This window comes from Stenotrophomonas sp. TWI1183, from assembly GCF_039673115.1.
GTDB lineage: Bacteria > Pseudomonadota > Gammaproteobacteria > Xanthomonadales > Xanthomonadaceae > Stenotrophomonas > Stenotrophomonas maltophilia_AA.
The window spans coordinates 36,646-61,504 of the sequence record NZ_JBDJKZ010000003.1; the positions used below are offsets into that span (position 1 = coordinate 36,646).

The window sequence follows — 24,859 nt, forward strand, 5'->3', positions numbered from 1 at the left end:
ATGAATACCGCTACCCAAAAGATCGCTCTGGTCACCGGTGCCACCCGCGGCATCGGCCTGGAAACCGTCCGTCAGCTGGCCCAGGCCGGCGTGCATACTCTGCTGGCCGGGCGCAAGCGCGACGTCGCCGTGGCCGAGGCGCTCAAGCTGCAGGCCGAGGGCCTGCCGGTCGAAGCGATCCAGCTCGACGTGGGCGATGCCGACAGCATCGCCGCGGCGGTGCAGACCGTGACCGAGCGTCACGGCCGCCTGGACATCCTGGTCAACAACGCCGGCATCCTGCTGGACGACATCAAACTGGCCCCCTCGGCGCAGACCCTGCAGACCTGGCGCGATACCTTCGACACCAATGTGTTCGCGGTGATCGCCGTCACCCAGGCCTTCCTGCCGCTGCTCAACGCGTCGCCGGCCGGCCGCATCGTCAACGTGTCCAGCATCCTGGGCTCGCTGACCCTGCACAGCCAGCCGGGTTCGCCGATCTACGGTTTCGCGGTGCCGGCCTACAACGCCTCCAAGAGCGCGGTGAATGCCTGGACCGTGCAGCTGGCCTACGAGCTGCGCGAGAGCACCACCAAGGTCAACACCGTGCATCCGGGCTACGTCAAAACCGATATGAACGGTGGCGAGGGCGAAATCGAAATCAGCGAAGGCGCGCGTTCCAGCGTCGGCATGGCGCTGATCGATGCCGACGGCCCGAACGGCAGCTTCACCTACCTCGGCGAGGTGCTGCCATGGTGATCCGCCTGTTGACCGTGGCCGTGACCAGCGCGCTGCTGGCCGGCTGCGTCAGCGTCGGCCCCAACTACCAGGCGCCACCGGCCCAGCCGGTGACCCTGCAGGGCGCCGCCGCGCCGGTGTTCACCACCACCTCGCCGGTGGCGAGCTGGTGGGCCCAGTTCGATGACCCGGTGCTGGAGCAGCTGGTGCATGACGCACTGGGCACCAACCTGGACCTGCGCATCGCGATGTCGCGCGTGCGTGAGGCCCGCGCGGTGTTCGTCGAGCAGCGCCTGGACCAGTTGCCGCACGTCACCAGCGGTGGCAGCTACGACCGTCGCAAGCAGCCGGATGCGACCGTCGGTGGCGAGCGCGTCTTCAGCGAGACCTACCAGCTCGGCTTCGATGCCGGCTGGGAGCTGGATCTGTTCGGCCGTCAGCGCCGTGCCGCCGAAGCGGCGCGCGCGGACCTGGGTGCCGAGCAGGACAACCTCGCCGATGCGCAGGTCACCGTCGCTGCCGAAGTGGCCCGCAACTACTTCGAGCTGCGCGGTACCCAGAAGCGCATCGCGGTGGCAAAGCGCACCCTGGTCAATCTGCGCGACACCCAGAAGCTCACCGAAACGCGGTGGGAACTGGGCGCCGGCAGCGAGCTGGACGTGCAGAGCAGCCGTGCCCGACTGAAGGCGATCGAGGCCGACATCCCGCTGCTGGAAGTGGCCGAAGTGCAGTCACGTCATCGCCTGGCGGTATTGCTGGGCCAGCGACCGGACGCGCTGGACAGCCTGCTGCAGCCGCGCGAGATGCGGCCGTACGCCAAGGCGTTGCCACTGGGTGACACCACCGATCTGCTGCGTCAGCGTGCCGACGTGCGCGTGGCCGAGCGCCGCCTGGCGGCGGCGACCGCACGCGTTGGCGTGGCCACGGCCGATCTGTTCCCGCGGATCAGCCTGAGCGGCTTCGTCGGCTTCCTGTCCGGCGATGCCAGTGGGCTGGTCAACGGCAACAACAAGGCATGGTCGGTGACCCCGTCGATCAGCTGGGCCGCGTTCGATTTCGGCACGGTGAAAGCCCGTCTGCGCGCGAGCAAGGCGCAGGCCGACGGAGCCGCGGCCGAGTACGAAAAGGCCGTGCTGCTGGCACTGGAAGACACCGAGAACGCACTGACGCGTTACGCCAAGCAGCAGGCCCGCCTGGCGATCGTCGCCGAGCAGGCCCAGGCCGCAGGGCGTGCCGAGGAGTTGGCGCAGATCCGCTTCCGCGAGGGCTCGGAAGACTTCCTGACCCTGCTGGATGCACAGCGCACGCAGCTTGCCGCGGATGACGCGCTGGCCGAGGCCGAATCCACGGTCAACGTCAGCGTGGTCGGTGTGTACAAGGCCTTGGGTGGCTGGGGCCAGCAGCAGGACGCGGCCAATACGCCGGTGGCGGTCACCCAGCGCTGACCGCAGCGCCGGTGACGACCCCGCTATCGCACCGCCCTCGCGGCGGTGTGATGCCGCTGGACGGCCCCCGGCCGTCCAGCGGACAGGCGCTTACCTGCCTGCGGCAGCAGCCGGTGCAGCGAAACGCAGCTCGGCCTGGACCGGATAATGGTCCGACGGCAACACGCCACCGGGTTTCTGGTCCAGCGTGCTGAAGCGGTCCACGCTGAAGCCGCGCACCAGGATCCAGTCCAGTTCCACCGTGGGCCTACCGGTGAAATCGTGGAAGGTCAGGCGCGGGCCGTCGACCCTGCTGGCCAGCGTGCGTGCATCGCCCAACGCGGCGGTGAACGCCTTGTAGGTGTCGCTGCCGGGCTCACTGTTGAAATCGCCGGTGACCACCACCGGAATGTCCTTGGGCAGCGCCGCCAGGCGCGAGACGATCAATTTCGCACCGAGCACGCGACGCGGCTCATCCTCATCGCGGTAGGGCAGGTGGGTGTTGAACAGATAGAAGCGCTGGCCGTCGGCCTGCCGCTGGAACAGCGCCCAGGTCACCATGCGCGGGAACAGGTTGCCCCAGGTGATGCTGCCCGGTACGTCCGGCGTATCGGACAACCAGAAGTCCCCCGATTCCAGCACTTTCAGACGCGCCGTGTCGTACAGCACGCCCATGTGTTCGTCGCCGTGGCCGCCGCGGCGGTCCTTGCCGAACAGCGCATACCCGGGCAGGTGCTCAACCAGGTACGCGCCCTGTTTCTGCACCAGTTCCTGCGTGCCGATCACCTCGGGCTTCTGCTCACGGATCAGCGTGACCATCGCATCGCGGCGGTCTTCCCAGCGCTTGCCGGGGTCGGTATCGGCCGGCGTGCGGACGTTGAAGGACATCACCTTCAATGCAGCCGGTGCCTGCGCCCAGGCGGCACCCAGCGGGGCCGCGAACATCATCAGGGCCAGCAGCGCGGGCCGATGGAAACGAGACAGCATGTGGAATCCCTCCATTCCGTGAAAACGTTCCCGGAGGGTCGCATGGAAGGGCGGGGCAAGGCTATGCGCGACATGGCGGTTGAACGGGGAGCGGGCCGGTTCCACGGCCCGTCCCCCTGCCGGAAGACGAGACTCAGTCGGCCGGCAGATACCACTGGCCGTTGTGGTCGATGTAGTACACCGACGTCCACACGCTGCCGTCGTCCTCGATATGCGTGACGGTGCAGCGTTGATGGGCGTAGGGGCCATTGGACAGGCGAACGCAATCGGTGGTGGACGTCCCAGGTCCCGCCGCGTCGGCCGTCACGGCCGCCCCGATGCCACCCAACGCCATGACCAGTGCGGCCGTCGTGGCCAAATGCAGTTTCATCAGCATGATCCTTGCTCTCTGCAGTCGCGCACATGCGCGCTGGATATCTATCACGGGGCACCAGGCTTGTACACGTTGCGGCACTCCGCTTGAATGGCGCTACGCCTTGCTGGAGATCGATGTGACCCGTTCGCCTGTTGCCGTGCCGCCCGCCGGCCACCCTGATGTGTCGCTGCGCTGGTTGCAGCCCAAAGACGCGCACGCGTGGTACGCGGTGCTGCGGCTGCCGGAGGTGACCGCCCAGACCAGCTGGTCGCTGGCCTCCGCCGAGGATCTGAAGCCCATCCTCGCTGCCTGCGGCCAGGATGCGTCAGCCTCCCAGGTGCGGCTGGCCATCGTCGACACCGAGGGTGCGTTGGCGGGCAGCATCGGTTTCCACAGCATCAACTGTCAGCATGGCACGGCCGAGATCGCCTACGAACTTGCACCGCACTACTGGCGACGGGGCATCGCCAGTGCCGTGTGCGACGAAGTGGTCGCGTGGGCCTGGCAGCGCTTCGGCTGGCAGCGGATCCAGGCGTCGGTGCTGGATACCAATGCCGCCTCGGCAGGCGTGCTGCGCCGGTGTGGCTTCAACCTGGAAGGCCGCCTGCGTCGTTATCGCCGGGTGGCCGGCGTGTCGCGTGATTTCGACGTCTACTCCCGCCTCGCGGAGCCCTCCGGCGAGGTGCTCAGTTCGACAGCAGGATGATCCCGAGCGTGAGGTTGATCAGCGCGCCCAGCAGCAGCACCCACGCCGTGGAGAGGATCGTATTGAGCCAGGAACGCTGCAGTGCGACCTTCAACCAGCGGGCCTGCACCGCGGCGTACCAGAGCGCGGCGATCACGCCGACGATGATGCCGAGCACGGTCGACAGCTCGCCTGGCAGCCGCACGAACACCATGCTGGTGGACAGTGTCACCGCGAAGGGCGCGGTCAGGTAGCACTGCATGAAAAACGGCCGGCGCAGCGACTCGCGGGTCAGCGCTACGTGTTTGCGCCGCAGCAGGTGCGTGGTGGTCACCAGGGGCCAGATCGCGAACGTGATCGAGCGGTACAGCAGCAGGCTTTCCTCATTGCCGAAGATCGAGCGCGACAGCGCCCCGGTGCCGACGATCTGCTGGTGCAGCATCAGCTCGACGCCGTGTGCGACCAGCACCGCCAGCATCAGGAACATCGGCGGACTGATCGCATCGTCGAACTGATGCTCCAGTTTTTCCTTCAGCTCGGTATCCACGTACTGCGCCATCCGCCGCGGATGCACGATCACCCGATACAGCGTGCGCGGGAAGAACAGGAACCAGGTACACAGCTCGTAGAGAAACTCTTCCAGCGACCGCAGCAGTTTGAGGAAGTCCATCCCGGGGTCCTTGCGAGGAGGCAGCCGACAACGCCGAGGATACCCGGGGAAGGGCTCAGCGGATGGCGACCGTCAGGCTGTGGGGCGCTTTTTCGCCACGGCGCGCCTGCGCGCGCATCTGGTAGACCTGCACGACATAGGTGCCGGTGGTCGGCAAGGTGCCGCTCCAGCGCCGCTTCTCATCGTTGCTGCCCAGCGCCTCACCCTGGCCGGGCACCACGCCGGGGGCGAACACGTTGAAGCTGGCATTCGGACTTCCGTCGATCGTCACCGCCATGGTCTGGCCGGCGCGCGCCGCGATCGTGTAACGGACGGTCTCATAGCCGGACAGCGTGCCGCGCAGGGTGGCGCTGCTGGCACCTTTAGTGAAGTGCACGGGCGTGGTGGTGACCTTGTCCGCCGCGGTGGCCAGCATCGGTGTCACGGCGAGCAGGGTGGTCAACAGCAGTGAACGGAGCGGTGTCATGGCAGGTCCTCGGTGGCCCGGCAGGGGCGTGTCGTGCCGAGCATGATCGCGCGCCGATCAAGGGACTGTGGATGCTTCGTGGCTGGATTCCCCAGCACCGCCCAGGGTTACCGGCTACCATGCGCGCATGAGCATCCCCGTACCGGACAGCAGCGTGCCAAGGCTGCTGGGTTTCGACGTCCCGACACTGCAGACCCGTGTCGATCATGGTGCGGACGAAGCCATCGTGGCGATGCTCGATGTCATTCCCGATGCGCACTGGTTGAAACTGTTCGACGAGCGCGTCGCCGCGCTCAAGGGCGAGCTCGGCCTGGCCGGCGTCGAACTGGACGGCACCTCGATCCTGTTCTTCGGCTCCATCGCCGACAGCCGCCGCCTGGCGTCCGCCGTATCGGCACTGATCAATGCCATCAACATGGAAGTGGCCGGGCACAACGAGCCCTTCCAGCCGCCCGCGCCGTAGGCGGTCAGGAATCGATGCGGCAGGGGCGCAGCCGCAGCGTAGTGCTCCTCCCAGCTGACCCGGTGGCCTGGTAGGGGGACGGGCAGCTCCCGCGGATTTCGGTCACCCACATCACCATCATCCCGACGATACGGTTGGCATCGGCCGGCCACTGCGTGACCAGCCGATCGTGGATCTGGTCGTATACCGCCCAACGCTGGGCGGCCGACCGGCCGCCTGTCCAGCACTGTTCCAGCTCGGCGTGTGCCTGCCGAAACGCTTCTTTCTGTCCGTCCATAGCCATCCCCGACACCGTGCGGACCGGACAGGCGTGCCTGCCCGGGTTAGCCCCCCTGCCATCCAACAAACGCGAATGGACGGGCCGGGCGGCCACGTCCGGGCGGCGCACCAACGCGCCCTCCGCAGCCTGAACACCCGAGCTGCAGAGGGTTCTTAACATAACAGGACGTCCTGTATAGTTACGACCCCGCCCGATCCGTTTGCCTCCCCCATGACCCCGACCAAGACCCAGCGCTGGAGCCTGCTCCTCACCGTCGCCGCCGGCCTGCTGCTGATCACGCTCGACAATTCGGTGCTGTACACCGCCTTGCCGACCCTGACCGCCGAGCTCGGCGCCACGCCGCTGCAGGGCCTGTGGATCATCAACGCCTACCCGCTGGTGATGGCGGGCCTGCTGCTGGGAGCGGGCACCCTGGGGGACCGCCTGGGTCATCGCCGGATGTTCCTGATCGGCCTGGTGATCTTCGGCATCGCCTCGCTGCTGGCCGCGTTCGCCCCGGATGCCAACCTGCTGATCGGGGCCCGCGCGCTCCTCGCGGTGGGCGCCGCGGCGATGATGCCGGCCACCCTGGCGCTGATCAGCCTGACCTTTGAAGACGAGCGCGAGCGCAACCTGGCGATCGCGGTCTGGGGCTGCATCTCCATCATCGGCGCGGCACTCGGCCCGATCGTCGGCGGCGTGCTGCTGGCGCACTTCTGGTGGGGCGCGGTGTTCCTGATCAACGTGCCGATCGTGCTGCTGGCCCTGGTCGGTGCGGTGCTGTTCGCGCCGCACGGCACGCCCGATGCGAGCAGGCCGTGGGATATGTTCTCTTCGCTGCTCAGCCTGGTGGCCTTGTCCGGCCTGGTGGTGGCGATCAAGGAAATCGCGCATGCACCGCCGAACTGGCCGCTGGCCGGTGGGGCTGCGCTGATCTTCGTCGTCGGCCTGGGGCTGTTCCTGCGTCGCCAGCGTCGCCTGCCGTACCCGATGCTCGACGTGGCCATCTTCCGCAACGCGCCGTTCCTGGCCGGCGTGCTCTCGGCCGCGTTCGCGATGTTCGCCATCGCGGGCCTGCAGCTGCTGACCACCCAGCGTTTCCAGCTGGTGGCCGATTACACGCCGCTGCAGGCCGGTTTGCTGGTGTCGGTGATCGCGCTCGGCTGCCTGCCCAGCGCGATGTTCGGCGGTGCGTTCCTGCACCGCGTCGGGCTGCTGCCCTTGATCACCGGCGGCCTCGGCGTAGGCACGGCAGGCGTGCTGCTGGTGGCGACGACCTTCGGCAGCGACGTGGGCTGGACCGTTGCCGGGCTGCTGCTGACCGGGTTGGGCATGGGCGCGACCATTTCCGTCGCCTCCACCGCGATCATCGGCAACGTCCCGCCGCACCGCGCCGGCATGGCGTCGTCGGTGGAGGAGGTCTCCTATGAGTTCGGCAGCCTGTTCGCGGTTTCGCTGCTGGGCAGCCTGATCGCCGCGCTGTACTCGGCCACCGTGTCGCTGCCGGACGGCGTGGATGCCGGTGCCGGTGAGAGCATCCAGCAGGCGTTCGCGCTGGCGGCCCGGCCGGGCGCTGACGCGGGGTGGCTTGCTGCCGCCGCCAGCGCCTACGACGCCAGCTATGTTTGGGTACTGTATGTGATTGCCGCCGTGCTGCTGGTCGGCACGGTCATCACCGGCGTGCTGCTGCGCCGCCATGGCCCCGGCACGGCCACCACCGTCTCCCACGCCCACTAAGCCCATGCGCCCGAGCAACCGAACCAACATCCTTGATGCCGCCGTTCGCGTGATCGAACGCGACGGCATCACCGCGCTCACCTTTGAAGCGGTCGCCACCGAATCCGGCATCGCCCGGGGCGGGTTGCTGTACCACTTTCCCTCGCGTGATGCGCTGCTGCAGGGCATCCACCAGCACCTGGCCAGCGTGTGGGAGGCAAGCATGATCGATGCGGCCGGCAAGCCGGCCGAGGCCGCGGGGAGGACCGAACGCTACCAGGCGTACGCACTCACCTGTGCGCAGACTGCCAGCCGGGCCGAGCTGCAGCTGATGTTCGATGCGGCCGCCACCGACGAGAACATGCAGCCCTGGACCACGGTGGTGGAGCGCTGGTCGCCGCCGACGCCGCAGGACCTGAGCGACCCGGCCGCGCTGGACCTGTTCATCGCCAAGCTCGCCGCCGACGGCATGTGGGTGTTCGAAGCGCTGTCGCGCTCGCGGCTGGCGCCGGAGGTGCGGCAGGCCATCGCCGACCGGCTGGCGCAGACGATCGCGGCGGCCTCGACGACAGCGTGATGCCCGCCATGCGGGTAACCTTGGCGGTTCACTTCTTGAATGACGAGGCCGCCTGATGGATTACCAACTTGTGATCAAGTTCTGGCGCAAGTCGCTGGACGATGAGGCGTTCCTGGCGACGCTGGAGGCCGAGCTGACCACCGCGCTCGGCAAGACCGCGACGCTGGATGGCTATGACGTCAGCGCGAAAGAGATCAACCTTTTCATGTTCACTGCGGATCCGCGCCCGACGTTCCGGAAGACCAAGGATGTGCTGGAGAGGATGGGGGTGCTGCACAGTGTGTCTGCGGCGTACCGGCTGGTGGGCGGCGCGCAGTTCACCTCGGTGTGGCCGCTTCGGATGGCGCGGAAGTTTACGTTGCCGTGAGGGGCTTCTGTCGCTCTTGGCATTCGCGTCAATCCGGTTGATTCGATTCCGGTTCTCTGGCGATCATGCTCGCTGGTTTCCATCACTGGATCGCTCCATGCGCCTGTTCGTGCTGCCCCTGTTGCTGCTTGCCGTCTCCGCGGCGCCATCGCTGGCCGCCGCGCCGACACCGTCCGCGCCCAGCGCGCCGCTGGCGATCGGTGAAACGTTCACGGTGCAGTCGAAGGTGCTGGGTGAGACGCGGCGCATCAACGTATACCGTCCACGCCCATGGGGACTGGATCCGAAGGCGCCACTGCCGGTGATCTACATGCCCGACGGCGGTATCGACGAGGATTTCCTGCACGTGGCGGGTCTGGTGCAGGTGTTGTCCGGCAATGGCAGCATCCGTCCCTTCCTGCTGGTCGGCATCGAGAACACCGAGCGTCGCCGTGACATGACCGCCCCCAGTAGCGATCCCGAAGACAGGAAAATCGCCCCGCGCATCGGTGGGTCGGCTGCGTACCGGGCGTTCCTGCGCGATGAGCTGATGCCGGAAGTGCGCCATCTTTATGCGACCACCGACGAGCGGGCACTGATCGGAGAATCGCTGGCGGGCCTGTTCGTGGTCGAGACGCTGCTGCAGGAACCCACGCTGTTCAGCAGCTACATCGCGCTCGACCCCAGCCTGTGGTGGAACCGGGGGCAGTTGCTGGCTGATGCACCGAAGCAACTGGCGGCCGCCCGCCAAGCGCAGCCGCGGGTGTTCCTGGCCAGCAGCGGTCAACCGCAACTGGCGGCAAGCACGCTGAAGTTCTCGGCACTGTTGCAGCAGGCTTCCCCCTCGCTGCTGGTGAAGTACCAGCCGATGCCGGACGAGACACATACCACGATCTATCATCCGGCGGCCCTGCAGGCATTGCGTACGATGTTTCCGGCGCCAGCGCCTGTCTCGCCCTGAGCGGTGGCCTGGCGCTGGACAACAAAAAAGCCGGAACCCCTTGTTTGACGGGAGGTTCCGGCTTTCTGTGGTCCTTGTGGGACCGTCTAATGGTGGAGGTGGGCTCTACCTTACTCGTCCGACCGAGCCTTACGCCGCAAGGGGCGGCGCGCCGGAAGTTGGGCCTGTACCCCCAGCCGTACCCCCAGTTTCGTTGCCATGATCCCGCTCCGAAACACGCTCCGAAATCCACGCCTCAACCTCGGATTCCACCCCCCGAACCGAGCTCCCCAAGGTGACCGGTTTCGGGAAGGATCCGACCGAAATGCGCGAATAGAGGATCGATTTCGAGAGCCGGACCCGGTCCCGCACCTCGCTCCTGCGGAGCAGGCGGCGCGGGGTGAGTGGTTGCACGTTGCTGGTCATCTTGTCTCCTTCGTCGCGGTGCGCGGCTGATTTGTTGCAGGGGTAGGGGAGCGGCGGCCGGCAGGTCGGGCGGCCTCCATGATCTTCAGCGCCTCGGCCATGTTGCCGGCGGCCAGGTGGTGCAGGGCTAGGCATCTAGCTTCCCAAGCACGAACGGCGGCCTTGCTGGCCTTGCTCAGGTTTATCCCCGACAGGCTGGCGAGCACGTGGCCACCTCCCGGAATTCGGGCGAGTCGGTGTGCAGCAGCTCAGCCATGGGGGAAAGCCTCCGGGATCACGCCCGTGGCAGAATGCCGCCAAGTCCACAGGGGGAACTGCAGTTGGCCAAATTTCACTACTTGACTCCGTGCATTGAACGGAGCGCGACATGCAATCTCGACTGGGCCGCTCTCTCCGCATTGGGCGGCTGGGCTGCGGCCATCGTTACGCTGATCGCTGTGTTGGTTGCGTTGCGTAGCGCAAACGACCAGAAGCAGGCTGCCGAGCGAGCTGTACGTGCAGAGCGCGAGAAATCTGAGGAGCTGCAGAGGCGGGAATGGAAGCGAATTGAAGATGAAAACAAGCGCAGAGCTGTGCAATTAGCACATGCGTTTGCGAAGGAACTGGTTTTCGCACGCAGAAAGCTTGTGCCATCCCTGATCGATTGGGATCCGGCAACTTTTAACCCGGGTACCTCCGCCGTCATCCTTGAATCGTTTGTCGCCAGTCAGCCATTTCCAGATCTGGTCTTTCTGCGGAGTTGCGCGGATCAGCTGCAGGGGTTTGAGGATGAAGATGTCATCGCACTGCTGTCGGTCCTGACTGCATGGCAGTTCTACAATCAAAATCCCGGACTGTCGATTGACGATATAAAGGGTATGCCCGCCGCTGATTGCACCAGGGCAGTCACCATGCGAGTGAAGTTTGGCTTGGAGCTGTTGGATCTCATCGATAGCACCATCAATAAATTGGCGCGTTACTACGAGGCCCACAAGTCCATCACCGGCGTCGTGTCTGAGGCGCTGCCTTCGCGGACCGCAGCGCGCCTTCAGGAACTGAGGGAGGGACTCGCTTCCTGACGTCTGAGCCATAGCCTTAGTGACCATTGCCCATTGCCCACTGCCTGGCTGTCGGTCAGGTCGATGCCCTGCGCGGGCGGGGCGGCGATGGTCGGGCACGGCCCCTCGTGACCTGAGGCCAGCGTGCAGGCCCAGCCGTTTGGCGGGAGCGCGCAACGCTCCACCGGCAGGATGAGCCAGGCGTCCTCGTTCTTGACCGCCAGCGCTTCTGCATCGGCGCGACGGACCAGCCATAGAGCGGCCGATCGGTCTGCAACCCACTCGGGTCCTACCTGACCCCACGCCATGTACTTGTCGCCGCTGCCGTTGCCCATCACGAATCCGCCGCTGCACACCGGCAGATGCGCTTCCGACTGGCGGGCGGCGATCTTCGTGCCTTCTTCCAAGCCCTCGCGGTAGGCGGCTCTCCATGTGTCCTGTTGCGAACAACACCAGACTACCGTCGGAAAATGGGCACCGCCTGTTGGAGAAGCATTCGCATTTCGTGCTGGCGAATGGCTGAGTCGAGAACACCGCCAGCGCTTCAGCTCATTGCTTGCGAGCGCTCCCAGAGATCCTCGTAGGCCAAGAGCTTTTCCGAAGCGATGTCTGAGTCCGCCCGTTGTATCGTCGCGGGGGAGCGCGCTCCGAGATCCTTCAGGGACTGAGAGATCAAGTGAACGTTCGCACCGTCTTGAGCTATAAACCGATCATGCAGACTTTTCTCCGGGGCTGTCTTTACCTGGATCGGCCGAGCGTCATCGTACTGGCGACGCCACGCATCAGTGGCAACGCTGAGCCTATTGCCACAGTCGCGAAACCTCCCATCCCTCAGAATCCGTATAGTGATTCCTGCGGCGGCATTGCCGAGGAAGTTGTGAACGATTGCGTCGTCGGCGTATGGATCAACAATGAATAGGTCCCTTGTAGCGCCTGACACGATTGAGCGGATTGCACGTAGGGCATCGAGCGGGCTTCCGAGGGGAATAAAAGCTCCGCGTGCTCCTGGCGCCATCTTGAGCTCTTGCCGAATGGCCGCAGTAGTCAAAAGTTGATAGAACTCTAGGCCAGCCTCGTGGCGAGCGTTAGGGTGGGCACTTCGACCCATAGCACTTTTGAATGATGCGGCTTCCAGGACGCTCCCCTGCAGCTCAATCAAAGCAAGCGCGCGAGCCTGCCAAGCAACTTGTTCTCGAGTCAGTGGAATGTATGCCTTTGAATACGCAAACTCGGGCATTGTTTTGATGCAGTCCATGTACAAATAATGGAGCTCTTCTGGGCTCATGTATTGCTGGCTCGCGTATTCGGATACACCGGTACATACAGGAATTAACTGACCTCAGTAAGAAGCTCGGGACTATTGCTACGTGGCGTGTTGACCGCGCGGCTGACACGGTAGGACTCCATCGCCGGCGGCTCGCTGGCAAGCAGCATCGCCATGGCGCCGTCGCCGTCCGCCTTCATCCACTCTTCGGCCTGGCCGGGCGCCAGCCATACCGACATGCGGTCGTGAATATCAGCGGACACGCCGCTGCTGTCGCCCGTGATCACGGTGAAGGTGCCCAAGTTGTCGGGGCCGAGCAGCTTGCTTGCGTCCTCCCAAAGGGCGGCCGCCCAGAGCGGCGTCGCTGCCTGAACGAACCACGGGTCCTAACCGTTGTCGTTTGGGTTCACGGACCACTCGTAGTAGCCCGCCATCGGAATTAGGCAGCGGCGCGCATTGAACGCGCTGCGGAATGCCGGCTTGGTGACCACCGTCTCGATGCGCGTGTTGATAGTCGAGCCCTGCAGACCCTTGGCCTTGGCCCAGAAGGGCAGTAGGCTCCAGGCCAGCCGCTGCACCTGCAGGCCATCGCCGCGATCAAGCACCACCGAGGCGCGCTGCGTCGGCGCAAGGTTGTAGCTGGCCGGCATGGACAGCAGGTCGCCCACCAGCTGGGGAAAGCCCAGGCTGGCGGCATCTCGGATCGGGGTCTGGACGAAGCGGCCGCACATAGCGTCACCTACGCCAGCCGGCCGCGTGTTACTTGGCGTGGCCTTCACCAGCCCAGAGCGATCCTTCGGCCATCAACGGGTGAGACACCACCCACAGGGTGGACTCCAGCTGGACGCGGCGCGGATCCGCAGGGCAGGGCGTCACCACATTCGGCCTGATTTCCTGCGGATCCGCGAGGCGGACCAAGCTTTGGTCACCGTCGCAGGATTTGAGAGCCTGACCCGTAAGATTCCGCGGAATGCTTTCGCTCCCGACATTCACTGGCCCTCGTGGTGCGGCTGCGATGTAGATCCTCCCTCCCATAACAACACTGCTTGGGGACTGCCGGCATGATCAAAACACTATTGCTAGCCACAGCGCTTCCGCTCAGCTTCACAGCGCTGGCCCAAGACAATACCGGCTCCCTGACCCAGAGCACGCAGAGTGACTCGTCAAGCTCGACTGCCACGAGCAATTTGTTTGACGACGCAAGCTCGCCGGAGATGCGGGCATGGGAGAAGAGCAACGAAGCCAGTATGTCGCCCAACAAGCGAAATGACTCCCACATCGGCGCGGGACACGACAATGATGATCTTGACGGTGATCGCTCTACGTCGTCAAAGCGACATTCTTCGCGACCTACACCTGAACAGGTGGACGGCACCTATAAAGTCACCGCCAGCAACGGCGAATTCCTTTGCACGGTGGAACTGAAGGCCAGTCCGTACTTCGATGGGTACTGGGCGGTCACTTCGACTGGGTGCCCTGAGCTATGGAAGGTCTCGAGGTGGGATTTCGAAGGGTCTAGCATCGTGCTCACGGATTCGTCGGGCGATGTTTTTGCGTCTTTCCGGCCCCGGGCACGTGATCTGTGGGTCGGCGTTGCGAGCGCCTCCGGTCAGCGACTGTCACTCAGTCGCTAACGCTTCCAGGCCTAGCCGATGGAGAGGAAAAGGTCGCGCCAAGGGTGACCTGAACAGTTGAAGCGCGGCCCCTCTGATGGCTTCAGATGCACCCGAGTAGAGCTGCAAAGGGCAGGTCGGTGACTGGTCCTTCCTGGCCATTGGTAGATCAGCTCGGCGATCATTCGCAAGCCACCGTCGCAGAATTTGAGGGCTGGACCCGTAGGATTTCGCGCCATGCTCCCGCCCGATTTCCGCTGGCACTCCGTCGGCACCGCAACCTTTGACCAGCCCAACTCCCTGCTGCTGGACAGCACCGAGGTGCTGCGCTTGCACCGGCGCATAAATGACGGAACTTGGTGGGTCAGCCTGAACAATCAGCGCGACGACTGGACCCTCCGGTCGCACCGCGACTGCAGTAGCTATGAGCAGGGCAAGAAGGGCGCAGAGCTGTGGGCCGAACGCCACCAAGTGCGGCTCCGCGCAGAGGTCGATCAGCGGATCAAGCAGCTGCGCACTGGGAAACCGTTCCTCATGCGCTGATTAATCGCAGCCGTGGGACCCCTACTTTCGATTGCGACGACGTGTCGAGCGTTATAGGCGCTCCTTGCGATACGTCAGCTCGAACCTCGACGGGTGCATTTCCGCTTGGTAAATGCTCACAGGGGGGTGACCTCGAGCACTCCTTTCGTCAAGTAATGAATGGAGACTGGCGCGATGTGTCGCTGGAAATTTACAGCCTAGAATTATCCCTCTAAGGGCTCGAGGGACAAACGAAAGAGTGCGAGACCGTAAACCGAGCATCACTATGCGACGCTCTTTTTCGTAGGCCCACTGGGTTCCCTTGCGCAGCATGTAAGCCACGGCAGCCTTCTTGTCTGAGCTTGGCCAGCGAACAATGGGATATTCATCGCGGTACTCAACCTCGACAGCAGATGCAAAGATGCCGGGATCTGCGTCGGTACGGAACTGCAGACAGATGCCGCGGTGAGACGAAGCGTAATGAGCCCACATTAGTAGGTTCCTCGGATCTGGAGTTAAGCAAGTGGCGCCATGGTTAACTCTGTCCCGCTGCAGAACGGACTGGTTGCTCACGAGCGCGTGGGAATTTTGCATCACGTTGGAGACCGTCCGCTTTGCTTCAGCGGCAGTCAATCCATGCGTTTTTCGCAATCCTCTTGCCAAGCGTTCCACGTGCCTTCTAAGCTCTACTCTGTCGCTCGACAGCTCAATTCTGCACTGAAAGTCAAATGGGTCGTTGAAATTTTCGGGAGAGCTCAGCCAAAAGTTTGAGTCAACAGCTATGCATCGCAGGTTGCGAACGCAGTCTCCGGAGCCCGCGAAATTCATAAATTTGTAAAAGTGGCGCGGCATAGGCATCTCCCGCCTGATCTTCCATGCCGGAGTACGCTGGGCCTTAAGTCGCCAGGCAAGCTGCCAAGTTTCTGGTTCCGCGTCCTTTAATGGCGGTAGCTCAACGGCGTCGTAGTCAAGTTTCATCGTAGGCTCGCTCAATTTTCGCGATAAGTTTAGGTGTGATCCCGTCGCCGCGACAGTTTGCGTGCCGGAGTTGATCAAGGTAGTCGGCCCATTCCTGCATCATCCGGGTGCGCTCCACCAAGTGAGTGGTGCGGTTGTAGGCCCGGCCGTTGGGATCCTTGCGCCAGCTGGTGCTCGATGATGTCCGGGCGGAAGCCCAGCACCTCATCCAGCAGGGTGCGCGCGGTGGCGCGGAAGCCGTGGCCGGTGACGGTGTCCTTATCGAACCCCATCACACGCAGGGCCGCTAGCACGGCCACCTCTGACATAATAGGTCGCTTTTCGCTACGCCCGCCTGCGAACACGTACTGGCCGTGGCAGGTCACAGGTTGCAGCTCCTTGAGAACTTCGACTGCCTGTCGTGCCAGCGGCACGATGTGGGCCTGCCGAATCTTCATGCGCGCAGCAGGGATGCTCCAGAGGGCTGCATCCAGATCCACCTCTGCCCACTCCGCCTGCAGCAGCTCGCCTGGACGAACGAACAGCATCGGCGCCAGCTTCAGCGCGGCTTGGACAACGGGTGTGCCGTGGTAGGCGTGAAGGGCGCGCAGCAGGCCGCCGAGCTGCACCGGGTCCGCAACCTCAGCGTGGTTCTTCTCCGGCGGCGGGATCAGCGCAACGCGCAGATCGGCTACCGGGTTGCGCGCTGCTCGGTCGGTGGCCACGGCATAAGGCATCACTTGGCCGCAGTTCTGCATGAGCCGGTGGGCCGACTCAAAGGCTTCGCGGGCCTCCATCCGGCGGGCGACATGCAGGAAGTCCGATGCCTTGAGATCTGCGGCGCGCCGTGAGCCCAGGAAGGGGAAAACGTCTTTCTCGAACCAGGCGGCGACCTTCTTCTGGTAGCCGGGCACCCATGGCCGACCGGCCAGCCACTCGCGTGCGATGACCTCGAAGCTCTCGACGAGGTCGGCGGCCTTCGTGGCAGCTGCGGCCTTGCGCTGCTCGCTGGAATCTACGCCGCTGGCCAGCAGGCGGTGAGCATCTTCCCGGGCCTCCCGCGCCTTGGCCAGGCTCACCTTGGGATACAGGCCGAGGGTCAGAAGCTTCTCTTTGCCGATGACGCGATGCTTCCAGCGCCAGCTCTTGTTGCCGGCAATGGGGATGAAGAGGAATAGGCCGCCGCCGTCAGCAAGCTTCTGGGGCTTGTCGACAGGCTTGGCGCGACGAATGGCAGCGTCGGTCAGAGGCACGGGGGTATCGCGTTTTCGAGCAGGGCGGATACCCCTAGATATACCTCCCAGCGTCTCATAGGCTGCAACGGAACAGCCTGGACAACCCCGGGCAACAAAAAAGCCGGAACCCCTTGTTTGACGGGAGGTTCCGGCTTTCTGTGGCCCTTGTGGGACCGTCTAATGGTGGAGGTGGGCGGAATTGAACCGCCGTCCGAAGGCACTCCATCCCCGGTACTACATGCTTAGCTCACCGTTAGATCTCATCCTGTGGCAGCACGGTGTGCAAAGCGCACCCCAGGACCAGCCTGCTTTAGTTAAGTCGTGACTGACAGGCAGCCATCACAACCGGTTCCGTGATAATGACCCTACATCTACGAGCACGGGCACAAGTAGGTTCGGGGGTTCGCCTAAGGCGGCTGTAGAACTAAACGCTAAAGCTGTTTTTAGGCAGCGATTGCGAAGTCGTTCGAACCGTAGTTGTCGTCGTTGGCAACTAAAAGTTTGCTGCTGGATTAACGAGGAAAGCTGCCCCCTCGGCATGCACCAAGTAACTTCACAACCCCCGTCGAAACCAATGCACCCCCGGTTTCTTCAAGAACCGCACTTCATCCGGAAACAGCACCGGACGTCTACTTGACGGGTCCGATGCTACTCCAATCCAGCTGAACAGTCACCTTGCCCGCCGGGTACTTACTTCTGCAGCTGGCGGCGGCTGTCGGCCTTGTGGCGGGCCTTTTCCTTCTTCAGGCGGTTGTGCTCGTTGCGCACGGTCATCGCCTGTTTCTTGGCCTGCGGTTCGACCCGGGCCATCAGCGACTCCACCTGGGCCACCAGGCGGCGGTGCTCCAGGCTGTCGTAGCTCTGCGTCTCCGAGGCGACGCGCTTGGCGTTGCGGATCAGGTACGTCAGCACCTTGAGCAGCGCGGCCGGGTCCATGGCGCGGGCGAGTTCGTCAAAGATGAACTCCAGCGCCGCCACGTCGGCGCGCAGGGTGGTCAGTTCGTCCGCCGCCAGTGCGGGTGCCGGGGTAGTTTCGAGAGTCACGCGCGGATCCTTTCCGTATCAATGCGGGGATTCTGACAGTTGTGCGGGGTTGGCGGGGAAAGATCGTTGTCCCGCTGGCGTCCGCGGGTCAGGCGGGGCGGGCACCCGGGCGCACGGGCGGACTACAATCCGGCCCCGGAAGAGTGGTTGCTGACAGGGACGAGGCGTTGAAGAAGCAGGTGTGGATTGCAGTGGCGGTGCTGGTGGTGGCGGCGATCGGAGCGGCCAGCGTTTGGCGGTCTACGTCGGGTGCGCAGGCGCCTGGCGGGGCAGGGCGGGCGTCGAAACCGGCCGTACACGCGGTCACGCCTTCGGTTGAAGTGGCGCCGACCCCCTCGACCAAGCCGCCCCATCCCTTCCCCGATCTCCCCCGCTCGCGGGAGGGCCTGGATATCGCCCAGGACCCCTTCAGCACCGGTCACCCGGAGGAGCGGCGCTGGCTCGACCAGCACGGCTTCCCCAATGGCGCGCAATGGACCCGCTATCAGCAGGCCTCCGACGCCGAGCTCGACCAGGCGGCACGGGCAGGCGACACGGTGGCGGCAACGATGCGCAATGTGCGGCGGCTGGGCGCGGATCCGAAGGCCGAAAGTCGTCTGCTGGCCGCCGGCGCGGAAGGCGATCTGTTCGCGCTGAGCCTGCTGTCGTCCTGGAAGGCGGGTACCCATGCGGCAGGGATTCCCGAGGCCTACGCGATATCCCGCGTGGCCGAGATGCGTGGTGATCTCACCACGGCGCTGCACCGGGAGATGATGCTGGGGGCGCGGCTGAGCGGCGAGCAGCGCCTGCTGGCCGAGGCCGAGGCGCTGCATCTGAACCTCCATCTCAATGCGTTGTATCGCCAGAAGCACGGCGTGGACCCGCCGCCGGTGGAGATGCGGCCGTATCAGGTCGACGACGCGCGCTGAGCCTGACGTTCCCACCCCCGGTGCACTGCCATGCCAACGAGCATCGCCGGCACGAACCAAAGGGCTTCGTGGGCCCCATAGCCGAGACCGACCAGCGCCGGCCCGGGGCAATAGCCCGCCAAGCCCCAGCCGATGCCAAACAACGCTGCGCCGCCGAGCAGGCGGGTGTCGATCCGTTGGCTGTTGCTGAGATGGAAGTGATCGGCCAGGCGCGGCCGCGGCGCGCGCAGCACGAACCGGAACAGCAGCGCGGTGGTGGCGACGGCGCCGCCGAGAACGAACAGCAGCGACGGGTCGAACGCGCCGGTGACATCCAGGAAACCGAGGATGCGCAGCGGATCGGTCATGCCCGATACTGCCAGGCCGAGACCGAACAGGGCGCCCGCACAGAGCGCGGCCAGACTCTGTCGGTTCATGCGATCCCCGCGACGTGGCGCACGATGAAGGTGGTCAGTATCGCGGTGACCATGAACACCCCTACGGCGACGAGCGAGCGCAATGACAGGCGACCCAGGCCGCAGACGCCATGGCCGCTGGTGCAGCCGCCGCCCAGCCGGGTGCCGAAGCCCACCAGCAGGCCGCCTGCGATCAGCAGTACCGGCGGAAAGCCGGTGCGTGAGGGCGCGGCGGAGGGCAGCCAGTGCAGCGCAAGTGCACCGGCCGCGATCAACCCCAGTAGAAATGCATAGCGCCACGCCGTCTCGCCACGTTTCGGGAACAAGGCGCCGGCGGTGATGCCGCTGATGCCGGCGATGCGGCCGTTGAGCCAGAGCAGGGCGGTGGCGGCAAGGCCAATCAATACACCGCCCGCCAGGGCGGTCACCCAGCCCGGCGTCATGGGCGATCAACGGCAGCGGTAGAAACGTCTGGATGCGACATGGGTTCGCCCTGTAATTCAGATAAATCTAAATTAGGGTTGTCTCAGGTAAAGTGCAAGTCATGCGTGATTCGAACCCGACTCGACATTCCCCTGTGACCTCCCGTGCTGCAGAGATGGCCGCCCAAGCGGACCAGGCCGCTGCCCTGTTGAAGGCGCTGGCACATCCGGCACGGCTGCGGGTGTTGTGTCGGTTGGTGGAAGGCGAGGCGTCGGTGGGGGAGTTGCAGCCGCTCAGTGGGCTGGGTCTGTCGGCGCTGTCCCAGCACCTGGCGGTGCTGCGGGGAATGGCGTTGGTCACCACCCGGCGCGAGGCCCAGACGATTTTCTATGCGCTGGCCGAGTCGCCGGCACTGCGCGTGCTGGCGGCGTTGCATGACGCCTACTGTCCGGACGGCGAGGCCGGCGCTGCGTAGGGGCCCTACAGCCGCTTGCGCAGATACAGCCGCTGATGGCCGGGCGGAAACGCCTGCAGCCGGCCGAACACCTCATAGCCCTGCTTGAGGTAGAAGCCCTCGGCCTGCCAGGAGAAGGTATCCAGCGTCACGGCGTGTGCGCCGAGCGTGCGGGCCTGTTGTTCGGCATCGGCCAGCAGGGCCTGGCCCAGGCCTTCGCCGCGACGGGTGTCGTCGACCCACAGCGCATGCACCATCAGCCAGCCCCCGCAGACATCGGCGGCGATCCCGGCCACCACCTGGCCGGCGTCGTCGTGGATCACGCGGTTGACCGGCTGGTCGTCCAGGGCATCGCCACTGGCGGCCTGGTTGAAGGCCAGCAGACCGGCGAACACCGCGCGGGTGTCCTCGGCGCTGGCCGGCTGGATGCCCGGCGCGGGCACCGTGCGCGTCATCAGGCGTCGCGGTTGTGGCGGCGCATCGTGCGCGACTTCTCGCGCGCCCAGTCGCGGTCCTTCTCGGCATCGCGCTTGTCGTGGGTCTGCTTGCCCTTGGCCAGCGCGATCTCGAGCTTGATCTTGTTCTTGCTCCAGTACATCGCGGTGGGCACGATCGTGTAGCCGTCGCGCTGGACCTTGCCGATCAGCTTGTCGATCTCGTTGCGATGCAGGAGCAGCTTGCGCTCCCGGCGGTCGTTGGCCACCACGTGGGTGGAGGCCTGGATCAACGGGGTGATCTGCGCACCGATCAGGTAGATCTCGCCATCACGCACGTAGGCGTACGCATCGATGATGTTGCCGCGCCCGGCGCGGATCGACTTGACCTCCCAGCCCTGCAGGGCCAGGCCGGCTTCGAAGCGATCTTCTATGTGGTACTCGTGACGGGCACGCTTGTTGAGCGCGATGGTTTTGTTGGCCGTCGCGTCCTTTGCTTTATCCTTGCCGCTGTTCTTGCTCATTTCCCTATTGTCTCCGATTCGGGCACGCCCGGTCGATTCATCAGACATCTGTATCGCATGCCAACTATCCGCCGTAGTGCCCTGGTCGAACATTCGGCTGCCCGCATGTTCGACCTGGTCAATGATATTGACGCCTATCCGCGCCGCTTCCGCTGGTGTTCGGCCTCGCAGATCCTGGAGTCCGGCCCGGACCGCCTGGTCGCGCGCCTGGATCTGGGCTTCGGTTCGTTCTCGACCTGGTTCATGACCGAGAACACGCTGCAGCGCCCGCACAGCATCGATATGCAGCTCAAGGACGGGCCGTTCAAGCGCCTGCACGGGCGCTGGGAATTCCATGCGCTGGCCGAGGACGCCTGCAAGGTCACGCTGACGCTGGAGTTCGAGCCGACCTCACGCCTGCTCGGTCCGGCCCTGGCGCTGGGCTTCCAGGGTCTGGCCGATCGCATGGTGAATGATTTCGTCCGCGTCGCCGACGCCCAGGAGTGAGCCGTGATCACGGTCGAGGTGGTGCTGGCGTGGCCTGATCGGGTCGAGTCGCGGGTGCTGACGCTGGCCGAGGGGGCCACCGTTGCCGACGCCGTCGCGCTGGCCGCCATCGAAGGCAGTGACCGGTGCCCGGCCGTGGCCGTGCATGGCCTGCTGGCCAAGGCAGATCAGGGGCTGCGTGAGGGCGACCGGGTTGAGCTGCTGCGTCCGCTGCTGGCCGACCCGAAAGACAATCGCCGCCGACGCGCACGCGCCGGCAGCTGACTGAAGAAGGGGGGCCTCAGCGGCCGCGCTTCTTCTTGTCCTTGGGCAGGTTGCGGCCGAACTGGCGCACCGTGCTGCGGGCCAGCTGGGCATCATCGCTGGCGAAGTACTCGCCGTCCCAGCGGGTGACCGCATCGTTCTCGAAGTAGACGGTGAAGTTCTTCACGTCCGTCTTGCCGACGCGGTTCACGCGCTGGCTGGCGGTGTAGTCCCAGCGCTGGGCGTGGAACGGGTCCGCGACGGAGGGCGTGCCGAGCAGGGCACTGACCTGCTGCTTGCTCTGGCCCACCTGCAGCTGACCGACGGCCTGCTCCCGGATCAGGTTGCCCTGATAGATGGGTTGCTTGTAAATGATGCCGCAGCCCGTGGTGGACAGGGCAACGGCGGCGACCAGCAGGAGATTGCGCATCGGGGAATGGCGTTTGGGGAAATCGAGTCGATGATACACTCCTGACGTGTCGCCGCGACCCAATCCGAGGCAGCTGGCGCTAAATCGCCAATGAACGGAGAACTATGGAAACCCACGACCTGCGCAAAGTCGGCCTGAAGGTGACCCATCCGCGTATGCGGATCCTGGCGCTGCTCGAGCAGCGCAATGCCAGCCACCACATGACCGCCGAAGACATCTACCGCCAGCTCCTGGAGCACGGTGACGAGATCGGCCTGGCCACGGTGTACCGGGTGCTGACCCAGTTCGAGGCCGCCGGCCTGGTGCTGAAGCACAACTTCGAGGGCGGCCAGGCCGTTTACGAACTGGACCGCGGTGGTCATCACGACCACATGGTCGATGTGGACAGCGGCAAGATCATCGAGTTCGAAAGCCACGAGATCGAGGAGCTGCAGCGCAAGATCGCCGCGGACCACGGCTACGAGCTGGAAGAGCACTCGCTGGTGCTCTACGTGCGCAAGAAGCGCCGGTGATGGCTTTGGGCCGGTCGTGGTGACCGGCCTGGCCAGAACAGGCTGCTGATCAGACCCCCGCGCCTCGGCACGGGGGTTTTTTCGTTCTCAGGGTGTCGTGACCGGCACTTGGCGGGGCAGCAGCGCCTGCAGATCCACCGCGTCAGCCATCGCCCGGTTGCCTGCATCGCCCGGGTGGAGGTGATCGCCGGAATCGAACGCCGCCGCCAGCCGGGAGGGATCGGCAGGGTCGCGCAGCACGGCATCGAGATCGATCACGGCATCGAACGGGCTGTCCTGCCGTAGCCAGTCATTGAGCCGACGGCGCAGCGCGTCCTTGTCGGGCTGGTAGTAATCGTCCAGCGGAGTGTCGGGCAGGGCGCCTTCAAACGGCGGCAGGGTTGCGCCGAGGATGCGGACGCCGCGCGCATGGGCGCGCTCGACCAGGGCGAGATAGCCCGCCTGCAGCTCGGCCAGGGTCGGCGCCGGCGCGGTGCGGGCGAACGCGGTGCCGGGCCAGCCGATGTCGTTGGTCCCCAGCAGCACGATCACGCTGGCCACGCCGGATTGATCGAGCACGTCACGCTGGAACCGCGACAGCGCTGCCTCGCCCATGCCATCGCGCAGCAGGCGTCCCCCGGAGATGCCTGCGTTGACCACGGCCACCCCTTGCGGCGCCAGGCGCGCGGCGAGGTGGTCGGTCCAGCGCTGGTCGCGGTCCAGACTGGCGGTCGCGCCATCGGTGATCGAGTCACCGATCACGACCACGCTCCGGGCATCGGCGGGCGCTTCCACATCAATGCCCGAGACGAACAGGCGGGCGGTCGTGGTCGCGGTGGCGGTCAGGGTGGGGGCGAGGGTCTGGTCGCCAGCGGCGAACGACGCGGTCTGCCGACCGTCCCAGTGGAACGTCTGCAGCGGCGTGCGTTCGGCAAGGTAGACGCTCACCTGCACGGCCTGCAGATCGGCGGTCGCCAGCGCCAGCGGGTCGCTCAGGCGTTCCTTGCCGGGCGCGATCAGGGTGTCGCTGTGCCCGTCGAACGAGAGCGCCAGCGGGGGGCGCCCCGCTCCGGCAGCAACGCTGGCCGCGCTGATCCGCAGAGGCTGCCTGCCATACGCATTGCTCAGGCGCACGCGCAGCTTCCCGCCCCCCAGGCCGAGGCGCGCGGTCTGCCGGAAGGTCTGTGCCTCCAGGTGCCCGGGAATCAGCGTGGGAAACAGGAAGCCTGCGTCCCAGACCGGTTGCGGGCTGGCCTGCCAACTGGCTGCCCACGTCGTCGGAGGGGCCGCTGCTGCACCCCCGGCGGTGGCAAGCAGGGCGGTGGCGGTGAGGCGGGCGAGGGTATTCATCGGGCAATCCGTGGGCGAGGGGACGCCATGGTGATCTGCGGCTCACCTGTGAACTAGACTGCCTGCGGACAATCATCTGTGAACTGGATTCATCCCATGGCAGGCACTGACATCAACCGTTCCGGCGAACTGGAAGTATTCGTCCGGGTTGTCGAAACCGGCGGGTTCTCGGCGGCGGCCCGCTCGCTGGAGCTGAGTCCCTCGGCGGTCAGCAAGCTGGTCTCGCGGCTGGAGCAGCGGCTGGGCACGCGCCTGTTGCAGCGCTCGACCCGCCAGCTGCAGCTGACCCAGGAGGGCTGCGCCTTCTATGAGCGCGGGTTGAGGGTCCTGGCCGATCTGGACGAGGCCGAGCGCTGTGCCAGCGCACATGCCGAGCCGCGCGGGCGCCTGCGGGTGAACGCCAACGTGCCGTTCGGCCAGCATTTCCTGTTGCCGCTGCTGCCGAGCTTCCTCGCTCTGCACCCGCAGGTCGGGGTGGACCTGGTGCTGACCGACGAGGTGATCGATCTGCTCGAGCAGCGCACCGACGTGGCGGTGCGGGCCGGGCCGCTGAAGAGCTCCAGCCTGGTCGCGCGGCGGCTGGGTGCGACCCGGATGATGATCGTGGCCGCCCCCGACTATGCCGCCCGGCATGGGCTGCCGGAAGACGCCGACGCGCTGCTGGCGCACAACCGGCTCGATATCGGGCATCCACGCGCGTATACGGGGTGGCCGCTTGAGCTCAACGGCGAACGCAGGGTCGTCCCGACCGAGGGCAACGTGCGCGCCAGTGATGGCGAGGCCCTGCGCCGGCTGGTGCTCGGCGGCGTGGGCATCGCGCGGCTGGCGGCATTCCAGGTGCAGTCCGATGTCGCGGCGGGGCGGCTGCTGCCGGTGCTGGAGCACGCCAATCCCGGCGATCTGGAAGAGGTGCATGCGGTGTTCCAGGGGCAGGGCGGTTACCTGCCGCTGCGGGTGCGCGCGCTGCTGGATTTCCTGGTGGCGCGGGTGGACCTGTCCAGGCCGCTGGGATGATGGA

33 protein-coding genes, 1 other RNA gene and 1 pseudogene are annotated in these 24,859 nt (G+C 65.4%); 17 read left to right on the plus strand and 18 right to left on the minus strand.

What is annotated here, in order from left to right; genetic code table 11:
* On the plus strand, positions 1–738 hold the full coding sequence (locus ABE434_RS04165; protein ID WP_346477929.1) for an SDR family oxidoreductase: 738 nt from the start codon (positions 1–3) through the stop codon (positions 736–738).
* Positions 732–2,162 carry an efflux transporter outer membrane subunit gene (locus ABE434_RS04170; protein WP_346477930.1) on the plus strand — a complete coding sequence of 477 codons (1,431 nt, stop codon included), beginning with the start codon at positions 732–734 and terminating at the stop codon, positions 2,160–2,162. The genes ABE434_RS04165 and ABE434_RS04170 overlap by 7 nt, the downstream gene beginning before the upstream one ends.
* 90 nt (positions 2,163–2,252) lie before the next feature.
* Here the strand turns inward: ABE434_RS04170 and ABE434_RS04175 are convergent, their stop codons facing one another.
* Both ABE434_RS04175 and ABE434_RS04180 read right to left on the minus strand, forming a co-directional pair.
* Positions 2,253–3,128 carry an endonuclease/exonuclease/phosphatase family protein gene (locus tag ABE434_RS04175; protein ID WP_346477931.1) on the minus strand — a complete coding sequence of 292 codons (876 nt, stop codon included), beginning with the start codon at positions 3,126–3,128 and terminating at the stop codon, positions 2,253–2,255.
* A 133-nt stretch (positions 3,129–3,261) separates the two neighbouring features.
* Positions 3,262–3,498, minus strand: a complete 237-nt coding sequence (locus ABE434_RS04180) for a hypothetical protein (protein ID WP_346477932.1) — start codon at positions 3,496–3,498, stop codon at positions 3,262–3,264.
* 121 nt (positions 3,499–3,619) lie between these two features.
* Between ABE434_RS04180 and ABE434_RS04185 the strand changes: the two genes are divergently transcribed.
* Complete coding sequence (locus ABE434_RS04185; RefSeq protein WP_346477933.1) at positions 3,620–4,189, plus strand: GNAT family protein; 570 nt, start codon at positions 3,620–3,622, stop codon at positions 4,187–4,189.
* On the opposite strand, the gene ABE434_RS04190 is transcribed toward ABE434_RS04185, so the two are convergent.
* Both ABE434_RS04190 and ABE434_RS04195 read right to left on the minus strand, forming a co-directional pair.
* A complete protein-coding gene (locus ABE434_RS04190; RefSeq protein WP_346477934.1) occupies positions 4,170–4,838 on the minus strand; it encodes a hypothetical protein in 669 nt (222 codons plus the stop codon). The genes ABE434_RS04185 and ABE434_RS04190 overlap by 20 nt on opposite strands.
* 55 nt (positions 4,839–4,893) lie before the next feature.
* Positions 4,894–5,304, minus strand: coding sequence for a g-type lysozyme inhibitor (locus ABE434_RS04195; protein WP_346477935.1), 411 nt, complete (start codon positions 5,302–5,304; stop codon positions 4,894–4,896).
* Positions 5,305–5,431: 127 nt separating this feature from the next.
* On the opposite strand from ABE434_RS04195, the gene ABE434_RS04200 reads away from it, so the two are divergent.
* A complete protein-coding gene (locus tag ABE434_RS04200; protein WP_194243709.1) occupies positions 5,432–5,767 on the plus strand; it encodes a hypothetical protein in 336 nt (111 codons plus the stop codon).
* 4 nt (positions 5,768–5,771) lie between these two features.
* Here ABE434_RS04200 and ABE434_RS04205 read toward each other — a convergent pair whose 3' ends face one another.
* Complete coding sequence (locus ABE434_RS04205; RefSeq protein WP_346477936.1) at positions 5,772–6,044, minus strand: hypothetical protein; 273 nt, start codon at positions 6,042–6,044, stop codon at positions 5,772–5,774.
* A gap of 213 nt (positions 6,045–6,257) precedes the next feature.
* Between ABE434_RS04205 and ABE434_RS04210 the strand changes: the two genes are divergently transcribed.
* The 4 genes from ABE434_RS04210 to ABE434_RS04225 all read left to right on the plus strand — a co-directional run bounded on the left by ABE434_RS04210 (position 6,258) and on the right by ABE434_RS04225 (position 9,626).
* A complete protein-coding gene (locus ABE434_RS04210; protein ID WP_346477937.1) occupies positions 6,258–7,763 on the plus strand; it encodes an MFS transporter in 1,506 nt (501 codons plus the stop codon).
* A 4-nt stretch (positions 7,764–7,767) separates the two neighbouring features.
* Positions 7,768–8,319, plus strand: a complete 552-nt coding sequence (locus tag ABE434_RS04215) for a TetR/AcrR family transcriptional regulator (RefSeq protein ID WP_346477938.1) — start codon at positions 7,768–7,770, stop codon at positions 8,317–8,319.
* 55 nt (positions 8,320–8,374) lie between these two features.
* Positions 8,375–8,686, plus strand: a complete 312-nt coding sequence (locus ABE434_RS04220; RefSeq protein ID WP_179459177.1) for a hypothetical protein — start codon at positions 8,375–8,377, stop codon at positions 8,684–8,686.
* Positions 8,687–8,783: 97 nt separating this feature from the next.
* Positions 8,784–9,626, plus strand: a complete 843-nt coding sequence (locus ABE434_RS04225; RefSeq protein WP_346477939.1) for an alpha/beta hydrolase-fold protein — start codon at positions 8,784–8,786, stop codon at positions 9,624–9,626.
* A gap of 129 nt (positions 9,627–9,755) precedes the next feature.
* Here ABE434_RS04225 and ABE434_RS04230 read toward each other — a convergent pair whose 3' ends face one another.
* Positions 9,756–10,031 carry an AlpA family phage regulatory protein gene (locus ABE434_RS04230; protein ID WP_346477940.1) on the minus strand — a complete coding sequence of 92 codons (276 nt, stop codon included), beginning with the start codon at positions 10,029–10,031 and terminating at the stop codon, positions 9,756–9,758.
* Positions 10,028–10,237 carry a hypothetical protein gene (locus tag ABE434_RS04235; protein ID WP_346477941.1) on the minus strand — a complete coding sequence of 70 codons (210 nt, stop codon included), beginning with the start codon at positions 10,235–10,237 and terminating at the stop codon, positions 10,028–10,030. The genes ABE434_RS04230 and ABE434_RS04235 overlap by 4 nt, the downstream gene beginning before the upstream one ends.
* Before the next feature lie 114 nt (positions 10,238–10,351).
* On the opposite strand from ABE434_RS04235, the gene ABE434_RS04240 reads away from it, so the two are divergent.
* Positions 10,352–11,089 (plus strand): hypothetical protein, encoded by a 738-nt coding sequence (locus tag ABE434_RS04240; protein ID WP_346477942.1) that lies wholly within the window; start codon positions 10,352–10,354, stop codon positions 11,087–11,089.
* Here ABE434_RS04240 and ABE434_RS04245 read toward each other — a convergent pair.
* Positions 11,059–11,475: a hypothetical protein gene (locus ABE434_RS04245; protein ID WP_346477943.1), complete on the minus strand. Its 417-nt coding sequence runs from the start codon at positions 11,473–11,475 to the stop codon at positions 11,059–11,061. The two genes, ABE434_RS04240 and ABE434_RS04245, sit on opposite strands and share 31 nt — an antisense overlap.
* A gap of 269 nt (positions 11,476–11,744) precedes the next feature.
* On the opposite strand from ABE434_RS04245, the gene ABE434_RS04250 reads away from it, so the two are divergent.
* Entirely contained in the window at positions 11,745–11,987 is a 243-nt protein-coding gene (locus tag ABE434_RS04250; protein WP_346477944.1) for a hypothetical protein, read from the plus strand.
* A 410-nt stretch (positions 11,988–12,397) separates the two neighbouring features.
* Here ABE434_RS04250 and ABE434_RS04255 read toward each other — a convergent pair.
* Positions 12,398–13,063: pseudogene (locus tag ABE434_RS04255) on the minus strand (SOS response-associated peptidase).
* A gap of 1,119 nt (positions 13,064–14,182) precedes the next feature.
* On the opposite strand from ABE434_RS04255, the gene ABE434_RS04260 reads away from it, so the two are divergent.
* Entirely contained in the window at positions 14,183–14,488 is a 306-nt protein-coding gene (locus ABE434_RS04260) for a hypothetical protein (protein WP_346477945.1), read from the plus strand.
* 1,031 nt (positions 14,489–15,519) lie between these two features.
* Here the strand turns inward: ABE434_RS04260 and ABE434_RS04265 are convergent.
* The 3 genes from ABE434_RS04265 to ABE434_RS04275 form a co-directional block, all read right to left on the minus strand.
* The gene (locus ABE434_RS04265; protein WP_346477946.1) at positions 15,520–16,677 is read right to left on the minus strand and encodes an integrase arm-type DNA-binding domain-containing protein; all 1,158 of its coding nucleotides are present in this window, start codon (positions 16,675–16,677) and stop codon (positions 15,520–15,522) included.
* A gap of 163 nt (positions 16,678–16,840) precedes the next feature.
* Positions 16,841–17,243: a transfer-messenger RNA gene (gene ssrA, locus ABE434_RS04270) on the minus strand.
* Between the two features lie 106 nt (positions 17,244–17,349).
* Positions 17,350–17,703, minus strand: coding sequence for a hypothetical protein (locus ABE434_RS04275; protein ID WP_121042052.1), 354 nt, complete (start codon positions 17,701–17,703; stop codon positions 17,350–17,352).
* Between the two features lie 167 nt (positions 17,704–17,870).
* Between ABE434_RS04275 and ABE434_RS04280 the strand changes: the two genes are divergently transcribed.
* Complete coding sequence (locus tag ABE434_RS04280; protein ID WP_346477947.1) at positions 17,871–18,611, plus strand: hypothetical protein; 741 nt, start codon at positions 17,871–17,873, stop codon at positions 18,609–18,611.
* On the opposite strand, the gene ABE434_RS04285 is transcribed toward ABE434_RS04280, so the two are convergent.
* Positions 18,590–19,027 carry a YeeE/YedE family protein gene (locus ABE434_RS04285; protein WP_346477948.1) on the minus strand — a complete coding sequence of 146 codons (438 nt, stop codon included), beginning with the start codon at positions 19,025–19,027 and terminating at the stop codon, positions 18,590–18,592. The two genes, ABE434_RS04280 and ABE434_RS04285, sit on opposite strands and share 22 nt — an antisense overlap.
* Complete coding sequence (locus ABE434_RS04290) at positions 19,024–19,449, minus strand: YeeE/YedE family protein (protein WP_346477949.1); 426 nt, start codon at positions 19,447–19,449, stop codon at positions 19,024–19,026. The genes ABE434_RS04285 and ABE434_RS04290 overlap by 4 nt, the downstream gene beginning before the upstream one ends.
* 155 nt (positions 19,450–19,604) lie before the next feature.
* Between ABE434_RS04290 and ABE434_RS04295 the strand changes: the two genes are divergently transcribed.
* Positions 19,605–19,904 (plus strand): metalloregulator ArsR/SmtB family transcription factor, encoded by a 300-nt coding sequence (locus ABE434_RS04295; RefSeq protein ID WP_346477950.1) that lies wholly within the window; start codon positions 19,605–19,607, stop codon positions 19,902–19,904.
* Positions 19,905–19,909: 5 nt separating this feature from the next.
* Here ABE434_RS04295 and ABE434_RS04300 read toward each other — a convergent pair whose 3' ends face one another.
* On the minus strand, positions 19,910–20,338 hold the full coding sequence (locus ABE434_RS04300) for a GNAT family N-acetyltransferase (protein WP_346477951.1): 429 nt from the start codon (positions 20,336–20,338) through the stop codon (positions 19,910–19,912).
* Complete coding sequence (smpB, locus tag ABE434_RS04305) at positions 20,338–20,841, minus strand: SsrA-binding protein SmpB (protein ID WP_179459174.1); 504 nt, start codon at positions 20,839–20,841, stop codon at positions 20,338–20,340. Before smpB ends, ABE434_RS04300 begins: the two co-directional genes overlap by 1 nt.
* Positions 20,842–20,898: 57 nt before the next feature.
* Here smpB and ABE434_RS04310 point away from each other — a divergent pair, with 57 nt between their 5' ends.
* The gene (locus tag ABE434_RS04310; protein ID WP_176989739.1) at positions 20,899–21,327 is read left to right on the plus strand and encodes a type II toxin-antitoxin system RatA family toxin; all 429 of its coding nucleotides are present in this window, start codon (positions 20,899–20,901) and stop codon (positions 21,325–21,327) included.
* A 3-nt stretch (positions 21,328–21,330) separates the two neighbouring features.
* On the plus strand, positions 21,331–21,591 hold the full coding sequence (locus ABE434_RS04315; protein ID WP_176989740.1) for an RnfH family protein: 261 nt from the start codon (positions 21,331–21,333) through the stop codon (positions 21,589–21,591).
* 16 nt (positions 21,592–21,607) lie between these two features.
* Here the strand turns inward: ABE434_RS04315 and bamE are convergent, their stop codons facing one another.
* Entirely contained in the window at positions 21,608–22,000 is a 393-nt protein-coding gene (gene bamE, locus ABE434_RS04320) for an outer membrane protein assembly factor BamE (RefSeq protein WP_121042056.1), read from the minus strand.
* 104 nt (positions 22,001–22,104) lie between these two features.
* Here bamE and fur point away from each other — a divergent pair, with 104 nt between their 5' ends.
* Positions 22,105–22,512, plus strand: a complete 408-nt coding sequence (fur, locus tag ABE434_RS04325) for a ferric iron uptake transcriptional regulator (protein ID WP_070470227.1) — start codon at positions 22,105–22,107, stop codon at positions 22,510–22,512.
* Between the two features lie 87 nt (positions 22,513–22,599).
* Here the strand turns inward: fur and ABE434_RS04330 are convergent, their stop codons facing one another.
* Positions 22,600–23,841: an SGNH/GDSL hydrolase family protein gene (locus ABE434_RS04330; RefSeq protein WP_346477952.1), complete on the minus strand. Its 1,242-nt coding sequence runs from the start codon at positions 23,839–23,841 to the stop codon at positions 22,600–22,602.
* Positions 23,842–23,937: 96 nt separating this feature from the next.
* Between ABE434_RS04330 and ABE434_RS04335 the strand changes: the two genes are divergently transcribed.
* Positions 23,938–24,855, plus strand: coding sequence for a LysR family transcriptional regulator (locus ABE434_RS04335; RefSeq protein WP_346477953.1), 918 nt, complete (start codon positions 23,938–23,940; stop codon positions 24,853–24,855).
* Positions 24,856–24,859: the final 4 nt, after the last annotated feature.